11 protein-coding genes are annotated in these 15,325 nt (G+C 50.7%); 9 read left to right on the top strand and 2 right to left on the bottom strand.

What is annotated here, in order from left to right:
• Positions 1-345 precede the first annotated feature (345 nt).
• From AC13C0_RS04190 to AC13C0_RS04200, 3 genes are all read left to right on the top strand, one after another.
• Positions 346-561: an AlpA family transcriptional regulator gene (locus AC13C0_RS04190; RefSeq protein WP_273064868.1), complete on the top strand. Its 216-nt coding sequence runs from the start codon at positions 346-348 to the stop codon at positions 559-561.
• 280 nt (positions 562-841) lie between these two features.
• Positions 842-1,531: an inovirus Gp2 family protein gene (locus tag AC13C0_RS04195; RefSeq protein ID WP_273064870.1), complete on the top strand. Its 690-nt coding sequence runs from the start codon at positions 842-844 to the stop codon at positions 1,529-1,531.
• A 62-nt stretch (positions 1,532-1,593) separates the two neighbouring features.
• Entirely contained in the window at positions 1,594-2,523 is a 930-nt protein-coding gene (locus AC13C0_RS04200; RefSeq protein WP_273064872.1) for a hypothetical protein, read from the top strand.
• 207 nt (positions 2,524-2,730) lie between these two features.
• On the opposite strand, the gene AC13C0_RS04205 is transcribed toward AC13C0_RS04200, so the two are convergent.
• On the bottom strand, positions 2,731-3,642 hold the full coding sequence (locus AC13C0_RS04205; protein WP_273064875.1) for a viperin family antiviral radical SAM protein: 912 nt from the start codon (positions 3,640-3,642) through the stop codon (positions 2,731-2,733).
• Between the two features lie 186 nt (positions 3,643-3,828).
• Between AC13C0_RS04205 and AC13C0_RS04210 the strand changes: the two genes are divergently transcribed.
• From AC13C0_RS04210 to AC13C0_RS04235, 6 genes are all read left to right on the top strand, one after another.
• A complete protein-coding gene (locus AC13C0_RS04210; RefSeq protein WP_273064877.1) occupies positions 3,829-6,558 on the top strand; it encodes an ankyrin repeat domain-containing protein in 2,730 nt (909 codons plus the stop codon).
• Between the two features lie 147 nt (positions 6,559-6,705).
• Positions 6,706-8,490 carry a GmrSD restriction endonuclease domain-containing protein gene (locus AC13C0_RS04215; protein ID WP_482953991.1) on the top strand — a complete coding sequence of 595 codons (1,785 nt, stop codon included), beginning with the start codon at positions 6,706-6,708 and terminating at the stop codon, positions 8,488-8,490.
• Positions 8,490-9,236, top strand: coding sequence for a DnaJ domain-containing protein (locus AC13C0_RS04220; protein WP_482953992.1), 747 nt, complete (start codon positions 8,490-8,492; stop codon positions 9,234-9,236). Before AC13C0_RS04215 ends, AC13C0_RS04220 begins: the two co-directional genes overlap by 1 nt.
• Complete coding sequence (locus AC13C0_RS04225) at positions 9,229-10,167, top strand: hypothetical protein (protein ID WP_482953993.1); 939 nt, start codon at positions 9,229-9,231, stop codon at positions 10,165-10,167. The genes AC13C0_RS04220 and AC13C0_RS04225 overlap by 8 nt, the downstream gene beginning before the upstream one ends.
• A 434-nt stretch (positions 10,168-10,601) precedes the next feature.
• Complete coding sequence (locus AC13C0_RS04230) at positions 10,602-11,195, top strand: hypothetical protein (RefSeq protein ID WP_482953994.1); 594 nt, start codon at positions 10,602-10,604, stop codon at positions 11,193-11,195.
• Between the two features lie 34 nt (positions 11,196-11,229).
• Positions 11,230-12,348: a helix-turn-helix domain-containing protein gene (locus AC13C0_RS04235; RefSeq protein WP_482953995.1), complete on the top strand. Its 1,119-nt coding sequence runs from the start codon at positions 11,230-11,232 to the stop codon at positions 12,346-12,348.
• Between the two features lie 122 nt (positions 12,349-12,470).
• Here AC13C0_RS04235 and AC13C0_RS04240 read toward each other — a convergent pair whose 3' ends face one another.
• Positions 12,471-15,317 (bottom strand): BPTD_3080 family restriction endonuclease, encoded by a 2,847-nt coding sequence (locus tag AC13C0_RS04240; protein WP_482953996.1) that lies wholly within the window; start codon positions 15,315-15,317, stop codon positions 12,471-12,473.
• Positions 15,318-15,325: the final 8 nt, after the last annotated feature.

The following is a 15,325-nucleotide window of genomic DNA, read 5'->3' on the forward strand; positions in this document are numbered from 1 at the left end:
TTTTTTCAAATTTAATGTATTGGTATTAATCCAAGCCCCGAAAATAGGCCTGTTGAGGCCCTGAAATCATCTCGAATTGGCGAGACCGCTGCACGCCTACCCTCACTCGCTCACCCAACCACGCCAATAATTGTTGCTGCCTGAACTGAACGCATGGCGAGGTAAATGACTACCGATCAGTGCTCCAAGCTATAAAATCGAGCAGGCCACCAAGTCCGGCTCCAACCGCAATGGCTTGTATAACAGCGAGACCAATATTTAAATCTTCCTCCATAGATACACTGGCATCTATTATTGTTTACACAGTCGCCAGATCCTTTGAACGCATACGCTTTGGAGGAGAAAATGAGAGTACTTAGACTTAAGGACGTAATTGAGAAGACCGGCCTAGCCCGTTCGACTATTTATAAGTACGTTGACGCGGGCACTTTCCCCAAACCCATCCCTCTTGGAGGCCGATCGGTAGGCTGGGTTGATGCCGAGGTACACAGGTGGATTACAGAAAGAATTGAAAACCGCGACATCCAAAACCACCCGATGAACCGTAATTCCGTTGCTTGATTGACCCCCTCTCGAATAATTCGCGACTATCCAAACAAACCTTGATATTGATGCAGAGTAATGCTGCTCTGAATCTCTCATGATCGCTCGATCAATATTAAGCCAATATTCGGAGCCCATCGACAAAAAAGATGTAGGTTTTAATAGTATTTATTTGCCAGAATCATACCAATCAAATAGACAGACTAACTAATACAGAATCAATGCAAAGATATATCTCTACCAGAATAGATATCCTAGAGATCTTTATTCCTATTGATTATTCTTGAAGGATAAAACCATGTCTAATATTCCATATCTTGAAAGACACCACCAAGATCCTAATCTACTTATATACTACGGACGTGAATACAATGGAATGCCAATAATTTGGCAAAGAGGCCCGTATATTTATAACTACCTCCAAAGAATTGATGAAACCATCCGAGAAGCATTAAACGAACATAAGACCATAATGGCCGTCAGGGTTGAGCTAAGACTTCCCACACAGTTTGACTGGATGAGGCATTCAGGAAGACCCGTCTTCAGCCGCTTTATCGCTTCACTGAAAGCAAAGATCAAGGCACGTAAAGATAGAACTGAAAGAAGCGGCAGCCGGTTCCACGCCACAAACGTGCATTATGTGTGGGTTCGAGAGTTTGGAGAAGAAGGCAAGCCTCACTACCATTGCGTGCTGTTTTTCAACAAACAGACCTTCAGAAACCTCGGCGAGTACAACCCTCAATCTAACAGCCTCTTCAGCATGATTGATAACGCTTGGCACAGCGCTCTCGGGCTCGAACAAGGGCTCGCTGATGGGCTTGTGAGCTTTCCTAGCAGAAAGGATTCTTCTAGCCCTATCTACTGGATTCGAAGAGGCGAGGATTACAGCGAACTCTTCTATCGAGTCAGTTACTTTGCAAAGCTCGCTACCAAACGTTTTGGGTTGAACAGCCACAACTTCGGCACGAGCAGGACTCCTGGCAACTGAATAGACCTTAACTCTCGGCCCCTTCGCGCGCCCCCCCCGTTTTGCCTACAAGAGTTACACCCATGAAAAACAAACCAAACCAACCGCTAACGGCTGCGGAGGTCGCGGCGTATTTCGACGGAAGTGAAGCCACAGACTACCAAGCAAGGATGATTCGCGAGTGCGGGCAAAGAGTGAAAACGTATCCGTTTGAGCGTGTCGTGACCAATCCATACTTGCTTACCTGTCATCACCGATTCTGCCCCAATTGCCAAAGACGGCGTGCTCGCAAATGGGCATCGGCGCTAAGGTCGGTGATTGACAGGGAGTCCGCGCCCGCCTCAATGACCGACCTCAGGCGTGCCCCTAACTGGATTGCCATCAGATTACCAGGCGTGCCATGCAATGCGTCAGATTTCCAAAATCAGCTCGGGACGCTGATAGAGCACCTATCTATCGCCCGTGGCCAGCCGTTCTGGCGTTACAATGTCAAAACGGCGCTGCGGCTCCTGAAAGTCGAGATCAATCAAACAACAGACCGGGGGCTCCAGATCACACCAACATTCACATGTCTCGTGCGCGTCTCACGAGATCTGCTCAACGCACAATTCCAAGGGCGGCTGATTCAGCGGGTTCAAAGGGACTGGATTCAGCCGACAGATCCTAATAGCTGGCCCGGCACACATTCTTTCATCATCCCTACGGCGACAGCACGAGAGCGGGATATCCTACAAAACAAGGTCTCAGAGATGATCGAGAACCACTACCCCCTAACGAGTAGGCAGGCCTTCCTGGCCATCAATGAGCAATTGAAGGGCGTGAAGACAGTAGCCATGCATGGACCTGAAGGGACGCCATTCCGGCTCCCCTACATTTCGCAGGCTGACGATCTTCGCTATGAGCAGGAGTACTCCGTTTCCAGGATTGGTGAGGACCTACCGGAATCCATGAGCGGAAACCGAGGCCTTGAGCTGCTGCCATGGAATTTGAAGGCGGAACTCAAGGCGCGGTAACTTCGACCCTCACCGCCGGTTAAAGATTACGGACGACCCACGCCAATTCTCGGACCGCTCTTTTACTGCTTGGGCTCGTCGGAACAACTACGAAGCCCCTTCTACCAGGGGCAATTAACTTCCCGTGTTTCTTACCACGCTTGAAGCCCCACCCCTCTCGAACCAACTGTCGTGCATATTTGTTAACGTCCTTATCCGAGGAATACTTCATGCAGCACCCTCACCGTTGCCAGGGTATCGGGAGCTGAACTTCTCGACATCGAAGTTGACCTGGCTGAATGCCTTTTCAGCACCAACCTCGAGGATAGGCTGGCTGTACTGATACCCCGCTGAGCATGGCGAGTTCTGGAAAAAACGCCCCTGAGGATCAACCATGATGTACGACTCCTGCATGTCCTGGTTGTCCTCAACCACCGCAACTGATCGATAGGCCGAGTGACGCACCACAAATGCCCGGAACTGGACGTCCGTCACGCTAGTCGATTGATCAATAACCGGCAGCGCCCTGAGAATTTTCCATTTCTCGGGCTGTATTAAGTCAACAACGCTTGAGAGGTCATCCTGCCAGTTCAGCCGATTAACCACGGTATTCAGTTTTACCTTTAATGCAGGATTGCGACGCCTCAGGACCTCAAAAGAGCTACTGAGAGAGTCCAAATTCAGGAAGTGTCCCTGACTATCAACTCTCCCGATAAGGTTGTTGGTGTCGGATTCTCCGGAGTCGATACTAACCCCGAGCATATCAAGGCAGGGTGCTAGAGATTCACACAGCTTTTCGGTCAAGAAGGACCCGTTGGTAATCAAAGAAGCTCGAAGACCAAGCCTGCGCGCCTGATGCACAGCTGTCTGCACTGCAGAAGGGAAGAGCAAGGGCTCCCCACCTGCGATGTTCAATCGTGGGTCGGCACTGCAGAATCCAAACTTTTCTGCGGCGCCATCTGAGCGGAAAAATCGTCCAAGCTCTGTCACCAAGGCACGAACCTGGTATTCCTCTCTGATCAAGTCCTTTATGGTTTCAGCGCGCTCCCAATGGGCATAACAGTATCGACATGAGAAATTACATGCCTCAGTCAGATGCCAATTGACGACAACGGGTACGGAATGCGAAGTTTGATTCATAAAAGCTCCTATTGATTGATCGAGGAGCCAGAATGTCAGGCGTCAAACCTTCTCAGTATGAAATCCGCCGTACCCCCCTTCTCACTGAACCGAGTTCATTTGAATAACGGGGGGGTACGCCACTTTTCAGTGAAAGCGCTACCAATTTCGACAAGGATGGGGCCATCACTAACCAAGGAGAAATATATGGCTGCCTTCCCTTCGATTGAGACCGTATTGATGGAAATCCATCAAAGCTTGGGGCTCAAGCAGGATCAGACGAAGATCAAAAGAAAATTTAGTACCGGAAACATGCGCCTTGCAGAGCACACGGTAATGGGCGAGCGGATCCTTCGTGAGATATTCGATGAGCTCGAATTTGACGGCCAAGCGCGCGCAGATTTCATGACCAACCTGACGGAACTCGGGAATGCCCTCAAGGGGCTGGAATGCAATACATGGACATTTCGGGCCGATGAAGAACAGGTCCTCTGGGTATTGTTGGGATACTTCTTTATACCCGGTATTGCCCGCCACACAGCCTTCTGGAACCTACACGGCAATTTAGATCAGGGCATGCCTCGGGGAAGCTTTTGGTATCTCCCAGAACCGCGCACAACATCTGAGGGAATGGAAATAGATCTTCCTGTAAAGCAGGTTGTCGATTGGCTGGCGGATTTAGCTGGTGGTTCGATTGAGAGCCTTTCCCTGGCGAGAGCTGGGGCTAAAAGCGGTAAAGGTCAAGATGATTTCGACACCTTCACCAGAACCTTGTACAACTGGCGAAACAGTACCCTACCCTACCACGACAAGATTTATCAGTTTTTTCCTGACGACTTGGCCATTCCCTTCGAAGGCACATTTGAAATCGACGAAGCCCAGCCTGCTGCGCACCAGTTCGACGCCGCAGTGGCCTTTTTGAAGAGTAGAGAATTGGATGATAACAAGGATGCTCTCAGGCGAGAGCTTGCAATGGGCAACGATAACGATGTGAAGCGAATAATCGATGGTCAAGCAACGGAATCTGAAAAGGAACTTTTGGTACGTCTGGTCGCAGACCGTTACCAGAAACCAACTGCTAAGATCATCCGCCAACGCCTGCTTTTCGCTAGGTTGATGCAAGACGGTTACGACCGACTCTTGAAAAAGCTCTGCCCCGGTGTCGATAAGTTATGTTCTGACTTCGAGCAGAACAAACTGCTGCAAATTCTTGCGAGCTATAAGCATGTCTACAATCTTACGATAGAAGCCTGGCGCAACTTTCGAAGCTCTGGCGAGGCGGCAGAAAATGCCTGGTTCGAAGCGCAGCTTGAACCCTGGGACGCAAACACTCTTTACCTGTCCATCCTTCCTTCAAAGCGTGATACCGGAAATCTCGAATTGGCGCAATTGCTGACCCAGCTGTTCTCTTTATCAAGGTCTGGCGATGAACTGACAGACATCGTTGGCAGTGATGCGCCGACTCACGTGCAGATAGTTCGTTCCCGGCTAGAGCTGCTCAGGAGCCACGCAGAGGAAGCAAAAGCCGCTCGAGACCTCATAGAGAGGGCTAGAACGGCCTCACCCTGGCGGACTTTTCAAAAGGAAAACCGCTTCGCTGTCATGGCTCAAGTAGCAAACTTCGCGGGACTTTCACCCAAAGCGAGGTGGGCTGCGACCTCGAGAATGAAAGAGCTGGCGGACACTCCCGAACAGAAGATTCAGCCAATACTACTTGAGCTTGGCAATTACCTAGGTGGCCAAGGCAAGAAGAGGTTGCCAAACGACGTTTCTACCCGGGTCGAATCGCTTTTGGATGAAGCCAAGCAAAATTCTGCCTATGAGAATTGGCAGGCACTGTTGCTTCACTTTGAGGCCAAACACCATCTGGCCATGAACGACATCAACAATGCGTCAAAGAGGTTCCACCAAGCTTTTGAGGCGTCGAACGAGAAGGCGTTCGGAACTCTCAAGGGTGAGATCGCCCTGGATTGCCTCGCCACTGAAGTCGCGAACCAAAAGCTATTCCCAAATAACCACGAAAGATACTATCGGGCTATGCTTGGTTGGGGCGTCTTCAACAATCGTCAGGTGTTAGACATCTATGATTCAGCACGGGAAGCCGCCGATTATTTCTGGCATCAGCTATACAGCCCCTATCCCGGCATTGAACCAATGAAGCCCGTCTCCGAGCAAGCCTTGAAGGACTCCTTTGGTCTCATCATGTCTGGCGACTTACCCGGACTGGAAAACTGGATTAAGGATAACTCCCGCAAATTCAGCAATAGCTTGAAATGCGTTACCGGAGATTCGGTTCTGATGCTGTGGATCAAGCTCCGATCCCATTTCACTGATCAACTCCCCAAATTACGGCGTATCGCCCCGGCAGAGTTCGAATCAGAGCTGCAACGAGTAGAAACGGTAACAACAACCTGGAGACAGGCAATCAAATTGCTCGCGAGCAAGGTTGAAAAGCAGTTGAATTACGCTGATTTCAAGGGCCAGACTCCCCTGATGCTGGTTGCTGAGGAGGGTGATGCGGAATTGGTTCAATCCTTCCTCGACGCTGGTGCAGACCCTGATCTTAAGGATTTTGAAGGTAGATCTGCACTGCATGCTGCCGTGAAATCGCACGACAAAGAAACCATCGACGCATTATTGAACCACCCATGCAATACGGATTTAAGTACTGTAGACGGGCGTTCACCAATGCATACTGCAGCTTGGTCAGGAAATGGGTATGCAATTGATCGGCTTATTGAGCTATCACCGCAGCTTGCCTGGCAGAGAGATTCACACGACATGACACCCTTGGAGTTGGCTGAAAAATTCTGTGAAGAACCGAGTGCCCTCGCCGAGCTTAACAAAGAACTGACAAAACAGAGGCGAAAACCGGTCCATGCAAAGGACCTGGAGGGGCTCATTAGTTCCCTGGAAAACGCCCCTGTTATCAATTGAACTAGGATTGCTGCTCATTGCATATCTGGCTAACGGACAACCCGTTGGCCAGATATGCCCCACCACCCTCGCTTGAACATCCCAGAACTACAGTCCAGTATCACTACATAAAAGCCGCAAGCTATTCTTTTTTCTCAAGGACGCAGAATGACAACCTTCGACAGTACCAAGCGCTCCCTCCCTGACCTCCTACGCGACATCACCAACGGTAAAATCCAACTCCCGGATTTTCAGCGCGGCTGGGTATGGGACGATGATCATGTGAAAAGCCTATTGGTTAGTATCGCCAGATCCTTCCCAGTAGGAGCTGTCATGCTGATGGAAACGGGGGGAGAAGTTAAGTTCCAGGTGCGCCGGGTTGAGGGTGTCCCGATCGACCGAGCCACGAATTCGCCTGAGCGCTTGATCCTGGACGGCCAGCAACGCCTGACCAGCCTGACGCAAGCAGTTGCACTTACCAGCCCGGTAGCAACCCGCACAGCCAAAGGGAGCAAAATATCGCGACACTATTACTTCGACATCCAGTTGGCGCTTGAGGGCGAGGATCGCCTTGAGGATGCCATCATCAGCGTGGATGAGAAAAAACAGATTCGATCCAATTTCGGACGGGACATCGAACTCGATCTCTCGACGCGAGAACTTGAGTGCAAACAGCTTTACTTCCCCTGCGACCTGATCCTGGACGATTCCCAATGGCTTCAAGAGCTCTTTCAACATAATCGGGATGGCATGGAGCAATTCCTGATGTTCAAGAAGAAGGTAATCGATGCCTTCGTTGCTTATCAGATTCCAATCATCGAGCTGAAAAAAGAAACATCGAAAGAAGCCGTCTGTCTTGTCTTCGAAAAGGTTAATACCGGCGGTGTCCAGCTTTCTGTATTCGAGCTGATGACTGCTAGTTATGCTGCGGAGAATTACAACCTGCGGGACGACTGGTTCGGCTCGGACGAGCGCAAAGTAGATTCCAGGAAATCGCGCCTAGCCACTCAGGAGTTGCTTGCGGACGTAGAAAGCACCGATTTTCTGCAGGCAATTACGCTACTCCATACACGCCAGCGCAAGTACCAGGATATAGCGGACGGAAAACAAGGAAAGCAGATTCGGCCTGTGAGCGCCAAACGGGCCTCCGTCTTGGAGCTCCCTCTTGCAGCCTATAAGAAATGGGCAGACGAGGTCGAAGTCGGTTTCATCGAAGCAGCCAAGTTTCTGACCGGTGAATGTTTCTACAGCCGGAAAGAACTTCCCTATGGCACTCAACTCGTTCCCCTTGCATCAGTATTAACTCTCCTTGGCGAGCGCTGGAGAGAGCCAAAGATCCATAAAAAACTGTCTCGGTGGTATTGGTCGGGTGTGCTGGGCGAACTTTATGGTGGTGCCGTAGAAACTCGAGTTGCGGTCGATCTTGAAGAGCTGATGAACTGGATCGAGAACGACACCGAAGTTCCCAGAACAGTGACCGATGCATCGTTTGACCCCGAGCGACTTGAATCACTCCGCAGTCGACTCAGCGCCGCCTATAAAGGTATCAATGTGCTGATACTCCGAGAGGGCGCCTCCGATTTTTTCTGGAAAGGGCGCATCCAGCAACTGGATACTCAAGAGGTGGCACTGGACATCCATCACATCTTCCCCCGCGCCTGGTGTGAGGCCCAGGGTATCCAGCCGAAGGTTTACGACTCAATCATCAACAAAACGCCAATTTCGTACAAAGCAAACCGAATGATTGGTGGAGATGCTCCGTCGGCTTATCTGGCAAAACTACAGAGCCACGATCAGGTCCAACTAGATAATGATGAGATGGATGCCATACTTTCCGAGCACTTCATCCCAACCGAAAGGCTGCGAGCAGACGATTTTCATGGCTTCTTTGATGAACGGAAGCGGCTTCTGATGGGATTGATTGAACAGGCCATGGGTAAGAGGTCTCTGTAGTGACGGACCAGAATTTTTCAGAATTCGAGCAGCTGATTCTCAAAAGTAACAATCAGCTCGGAACCTCAATTCTGTTGATACTTGCATGGATCGCGGCAAGCGACGGCAACGTTGATAAAACAGAAGCAAAACAACTTTCCGAGATTTCAGCAGCTGCTAAACATGGAATCTCAATCCAACAGCTCATTCACATCGCTGAGAATCACGACCTCGCCGCAATTCATTTGGCCTGCGACATTGTTTCATCACATTTCAAAGGGGAAAAAGCTCACCTGTTCATGGAAATGGCGATCGGTATGTCCATTGCCGATGGGCTACTGCTTCCTTCAGAAAACCACATCCTCAGATTTCTAGCAGACCTTCTCGGCTTAGACCGGGCGAGATTAAATGAAACGTTTATCAATATGACCGGTCGGGAAATCCCCGCTCCATCAGATGTCAGTTCCGCAAGTTATTGGCGAAACCGTGAAAAAGCTCAAGACTCGTCAAGTCAGTCGAAGGGATCGGATAGCACCAACAATCGCCATGAACAACCCAGACACCCAAGCAGAGCAATCGCAGCCTACGCCACGCTCGGGTTAGAACCTGGTGCTAGTAAAGAAGAGATCAAAAAGTCGTATCGCAGGCTTGCTCAGATTCACCATCCGGATCGATTTTCATCTTTAGGCGAGGAATCTGTCGCCGCAGCATCCCAGACGTTTGTTCGAATTCGTGAAGCTTACGACTACCTGGTGAAATATGCGTGACCTTTATCGTCGGCTCGGAGTTAGTCCAAAAGCGTCGCTTCGGGAGATTCAGAAAGCCGTTCAATCCTGCAGCGATGCCAGGCTTAAGGAGGATGCGACCGAGGTGCTGCTCAGCGAAGGTCGAAGACAAACGTATGATCAAGTGCATACCGCTCTAACCGACATCGGAGCACTTAGAGCCAAACTGGGACTTACTCATGGGGACAACTGGCAGGGGTTGCAGTCTCAGGACTTTGAAAAGGGAAGCTGGACTCCAACATCCGCCAGCCAAGCTTTCGAGAAAAAAATAAAACGACACAACGCTAAGGCATCCGCCAAATCTCTGCTTCGGTCTGTCGTTGAATTCGTTAGCCCATTTATTCTAATCGGCCTCGTGGTAGGCGGTTTTCTCTACTACAAGTCCGCGAACAACGCTTCTCCCTCAACTCCCACTCCGCCATCGAGTACGACTTATCAGCAACCTGTCTCTGGTAACGGAACATCCAGCCCCGGTACTCAGTCTGCAAATGAGTTTCTAGACGAGCCCGCTTTCAGTGAACCAAAACTCCCTCTTCCTGCGACTGGTACTATTGACCGCTACACAAACGAATCCGGTGAAGCCCCGCTGCAGATCAAGACAAGTTCAGGAGCAAACTACCTGGTCAGACTGGAGAACATATCCACTGGGAGGAATGTCCTCGATGTTTTTGTGCGCGGTGGGACGACCGTTGATCTCGAGGTACCCCTCGGGACCTACCAACTGAAATATGCCTCAGGTCAAAACTGGTATGGCACGGAGCACTTCTTTGGTCCTGAAACAGCGTACAACAAAGCAGATACACCGTTCCGGTTCTACATCCAGGGCCAACAAATTAGCGGCTATACCGTTACGTTGTACCGGGTGAGCGACGGAAATCTCAGAACCAGCGAGCTACCTGCTGATCAATTCTGAAAACATTGATCCAAGAAGAGGTAAAGTCCAGCCAGCATGAATAATCACCACTCGCCCTAACTTGAGCGAATCAAATGGCACCGAGTTAAGTCTGCAGATCCCGATAACTGGGCAGGCGTGAAAACAATGGCTGTGTATGGACCTCAAAGGACCCCATTCCCGCCCTCGCGCATCTCACTCACAAGCTGACGGTCTTCGCTATGAACGGGAGTATTCTATCGTGAGAATTGCGTAGACTTGTCTGAATCCATAAACGGCACCCGAGGCCTTGAACTGCTGCCATGGCAGCTAAGCCAAAATTCTCAATCTCCCGCTGCATTGCAGCCCTAAAATCGATCAATCGATGTGAGACGAGATTGCTGGTTGACAAAAGGGAGAATTTGCCAGAACATGTGAGTGGTTGACAAATCACAGAATCTGCCAGGTAGACGATTATGACACTCCCCCTTCCATCGACGTTTTATCCCGAGCTAACCAATGATCGATTGACTGATATTGCAAACGAATTGCTGGACCTCAGGCATGAAACTTTGAGTGCATTAAGTTCGGAGTGGGATGACGCTTACACCAAGGAATCAGCAGTGTTCGGCCGGTGTCGTAATCGCCTCATAGGCCTGTGTAAGGAGCGTGACTGGCTGAGCGTTAGCCATGCTGGAATGGATGTCACGCTCTGCATCGGGAAAAAAGTACCTTTCAGATTTTTCAGAGACGACCCGGAAAATCCTAGAAAGCGAGGTTTCTTCAAACAGAACAGGACCGATGACCTCTTCCCTGTAGACATGGTTACCCCAGTAATGTGGCGCTTTATCATTGAGCGCGCAATGACGGAAGAGGATGAGGACAGGGTGTACTTCGCAGGCTTTAATGAACTGCAGGACAAAGTTTCGCTTTGGGAACACAAGCCTGGTGTCAGCAGCCCCTACTCGGTGGGCGATACAGCGCCAAAATCGAAACAGCTCCCGCCAGCGGCCGTGCATTTAAAGGGTGGCAAAGACGCTGTCGATACAAACACAAAAATCACTCCCTGATGAGTCTCGGGCTGGACAACGTGAGTAAGCTAGCATGACCACAGAGTTCGAAGGAGCCGCCCTGAGGTTAGCCCGCATTTTTTGCGGGCTTTCGCTTGAAGAGGTGGCGGAAAAGGTCGAAAAGTCTCGCCAATACCTACACAAACTGGAAACGGGACAAAGCAGTCCAACGCCAGAGCTTTCAGCTGAGCTCGCTGATGCGCTCAATGTTGAGATCGGTTTCTTTTCAAACCGGAAATTGCAGTTGCATGAGGATCAGTTTCATTTCCGTAGTTTGATGACTACTAAGAGCAGTATCAGGCAAATAGCAGTAGCAAGGGGTGAAATGGTCAACGAGCTCATTCATGTGCTGGAAGACTACTTAAGGCTTCCAGCGATAAACATCCCCAGCTACGACCATCTGGCCAGCGTGAACGATATCGAGGCAATTGCCGAATCATGCAGAAAACATTGGGACCTAGGCCTAGGACCAATCGATAACATGACACGGCTTGCTGAGAACGTGGGCGCCATTGTCACCACGTTTGCGGGAGTATCAAAGCACGTCGACGCTCTATCTGTCGCCGTCGAGAGACCTTTGATAGTCCGAAACACTGCTAAGACTGATACCTGCAGGCAACGCTTTGATATCGCCCATGAGTTGGGTCATTTAGTGATGCATGAGGGCGTTGTCACAGGGGACCGCACTACGGAAAGCCAAGCCAACCGTTTTGCCAGTGCTTTCCTGTTGCCAAGAACCATGATGGCAAGGTTGTTCCCACGCCCCAAAGGAAATCGACTCAATTGGATTGGTATCCGCGAATTCAAGCAGACCTGGAAGGTGAGTAAAGCTGCCATTCTTTACAGAGCAAGGCAGTTGGACCTCTTAACCGAGCAGCAATACAAAACCGGTGTAATTACGCTCCGCAAATATGGTGAGAGCAGCGGGGAAAAGGACGATTATTTAATCGACCAGGAGCCGCCGGAGCTGCTAGCCACTGCAATAAAGGCTCTATCTGAAAATCATGCGATTGGGATAGACGAGCTGGCCCAAATGCTCAAAGTAAAAAGGTCTTTCCTGGAGGAGGTAACAGGACTGGATTCACAGCTAATTGGCCAAATAGACGTTCCTATGAGAACTAAACCTCAGCCACCGAAACTAACGCTTGTATGAATTTTCTGGCGTGAACCTCAACTGGTGGGCGAGCATATCTCTGCCGCCCACCTGAGGAGAGTTCAGCTAAACAATCCGCCCATCACCCGAATAAAAATGACACTTTCACTGATTCGCTGATATCAAGCAGAAACAGGCTGCTTGGAGTGGACAGCAATCACATCCCTCACCAAGCTCGGATCAAACACCGTATCAAAGCACCAGGAGCCAAAGCCCCCCTGCTCGTTCACCGCTTTAACCCAGACATCCATCGCTGCTCGCTTGGCTCGATTCTGCTCTGAATCCTGCCCTTTCACTTCCAATACCAATGTCTGGCCATTCTTTAGCCGAATGAGATAGTCCGGTATAAAGTTGCGAGAGGAACCATTCCACAGGTATCGGACCTTGAAGCCCAAGTGATCGTTCTTCGCCCATGAATGGACTGATTCATCCTTTTCACAGACATCCGCTACGAGTTTTTCCCAGGTGCTGTCGTATACAACATGGCTGATCTGAGAACGCTCTGTCTGCCTGCACGGCTTGGTGGTTAGCCAAGGGCGCATCTGAGAGGTTGCACCGATTGGCTGGTGCTCATCGAACAAAGCTTCCAGACGTTCAACGTTTTGTTTGCTTACAAACCGATTCACATGGGTGACGACGTTATCCATATTTAGCGCGAACAAAAGTCGGCGGCGAACCGGGTCCTGATGCCATAGGCTTGGGATGTCTAACTTATCGGACTCCAGGAACTGTTCAACGATACGGATTAACTGCACAGCCAGGTATTGCTTATCCCCCTCAAATCCAGCACTGCTACTCACAAAAAGCTTTTTCGCTGCACGGAAGGTCAGGTGCTGCAGCCTGAAGTCCTCTACAGCCTTCTCCAGATCGATCTGAGACGCTTGTGCGAGATTAGGGATACCGGTCAGGGCAGGTGCGATTTCCGCATTCAGTGGCGTTTGTGCCGGGTCCAGCGTCAGAGGCTCAACGGCCTCCCAATTCATTCTCAACTCTGGCTTGAGAACAGTCTGAACCCGGTCAATATTGGGCCAGCGGATTTCGAAGTGGTTTCTGCCAGGCTCAACTTCTACCCGTACACTGGGTTTCGGAGGAGGCGGTGTCTCGCCGCCCTCACCCACTTCCTGGAAGATCGAAAGCGGAACACCGAACACATTCACGTATTCAGGAATGAACTTGCCGTTCTCATCCATATCGTGTGCTACCCGCCGCAACCCTCGGCCAATAACCTGTTCACATAGAAGCTGGCTGCTAAACGCTCTCAAGCCCATGATGTGAGTTACGTTGGCCGCGTCCCATCCCTCGGACAGCATGGCTACCGAAATCACGTTCTCAAGATTCTGACCTGGCTTTCCTCGTTTGCCGACGGTATCTACCAGAGCCCGGAGCTGCTCCTCTTGCTTCAATGAAAGCAGCTCTTCCTTCTTATCGGCCGGGAGCATGGATGCATTGATGATCTCCTCCATTCTCACCGCATAATCTTTATCCTTTGTGATGCTTTCCCCTCGCTCGGCTTTTTCCAGAACCCTCGAGTCAACACGCAAGGTAGCCAGTGGATTCTGAGTTCCGGAAATCAGGCAGTCGCCGCTATTGAAGAAATGCTCGATACGGGACGCGGTTTCGGTCCGGTTGCAAACGGTAAGCAGCACAGGTGGAATCGTGTGACCTTCCGCTTCCCAGCTTTTTGCCGTCTCTTGCCAATCATAGGCAAGGATCGCATAGGCCTTCTGAACCAGATCAGGCAGGGGGTCGGTAGGCTGAGCTTTGCGGGCAAGATCCTGCTTTACGGACTCGTCCCGGTACAAATGGTAAAGCTTACTGGCGTAGGTCTTCGCATCGGGTAGCGCGTCATCTCGCACGACAATTCGAGGTGTCTTGACCAAGCCCGCTTCAATGGCGTCATTAAGGCCAAAATCCGAGATGATCCACTCAAATAGCCCTTTCTCCGTGTTTTTCTTGCCCGTAGGTGAGAAAGGAGTCGCGGTTACGTCAAAGCATCGGCGAATTCTGCGGGTCTTGTGAATGCGATCCAGCCCCTCGATCCAACGGGTCGCCTCCTCCAGATCGATCCCCATTTCCTCCGCCTCTTTCTTGCTGACTTTTACCTCAGCCTTTTGGCGGTATGCATGGTGGGCTTCATCGTTAATAACCAAGATGTCTTTGTAGGAAGCCAGCTTGCCAAGCACTCTTCGGGTAAACGCCTCGTCGCTCTCTTTACCCTTTTTCACGACGGAGCGTACCTGCTCTTTGAGGGGCATCAGGCTGTGCCAGTTTTCGATAACCAGAACCACCTGGTTCAGCTTCTGGCGCATTGCCTCATTCGGGCACAACACGAATTCATCGTAAACATTACTCTCGTTGCCAGGGTTGAGCACCTGCAGTCGGCTTTTTACGGTAAGGCCTGGAGCGACCACAAATACAGCCTTTGAATAGCGTTTATCCTTCGGATAGGTGACGGCATTCAGGGTCTGCCAAGTAATGATCAAGGCCATCAACGAAGTTTTGCCGGAGCCTGTTGCCATTTTGTTGCAAATGCGCTCCCAGGGACCGCCATCGCCTTGCAGAAAGATTCCTTGGCGATAATCCTCTGGAGCTTCCAGCCACCAGATCAGAGATTCAATGGCTTCAAGTTGGCAAAAATAGAACGGGAAAGGCCTTGGGCCACCATTCCAGCGCTTTGAATCAGAGTCCCACTCCCCCCTTGAGTACCAGTGGCTAAGCAGTTCGCGGGAAACACTCGTCACCCCTGGCCAGCCAGCCTCTCGCCACGCATCGACACGCTGACGAATTCGGTTGACCGTTTCCAGCTCCTCAACTCGGCGCGTATTATTCCGCGAATCGTAAAGCTCGTAGGCGGCAGGTCTACGACCACTCACTACACCGGCAACACGTCCATTATCATCCTGTGACCAGTACTGATCAGGCTTGTCATACGGCGAATTGATCACCAGGGAATTCGGTTTATCAGCCATGCATCCCT

The organism is Marinobacter sp. B-21 (genome assembly GCF_056857895.1).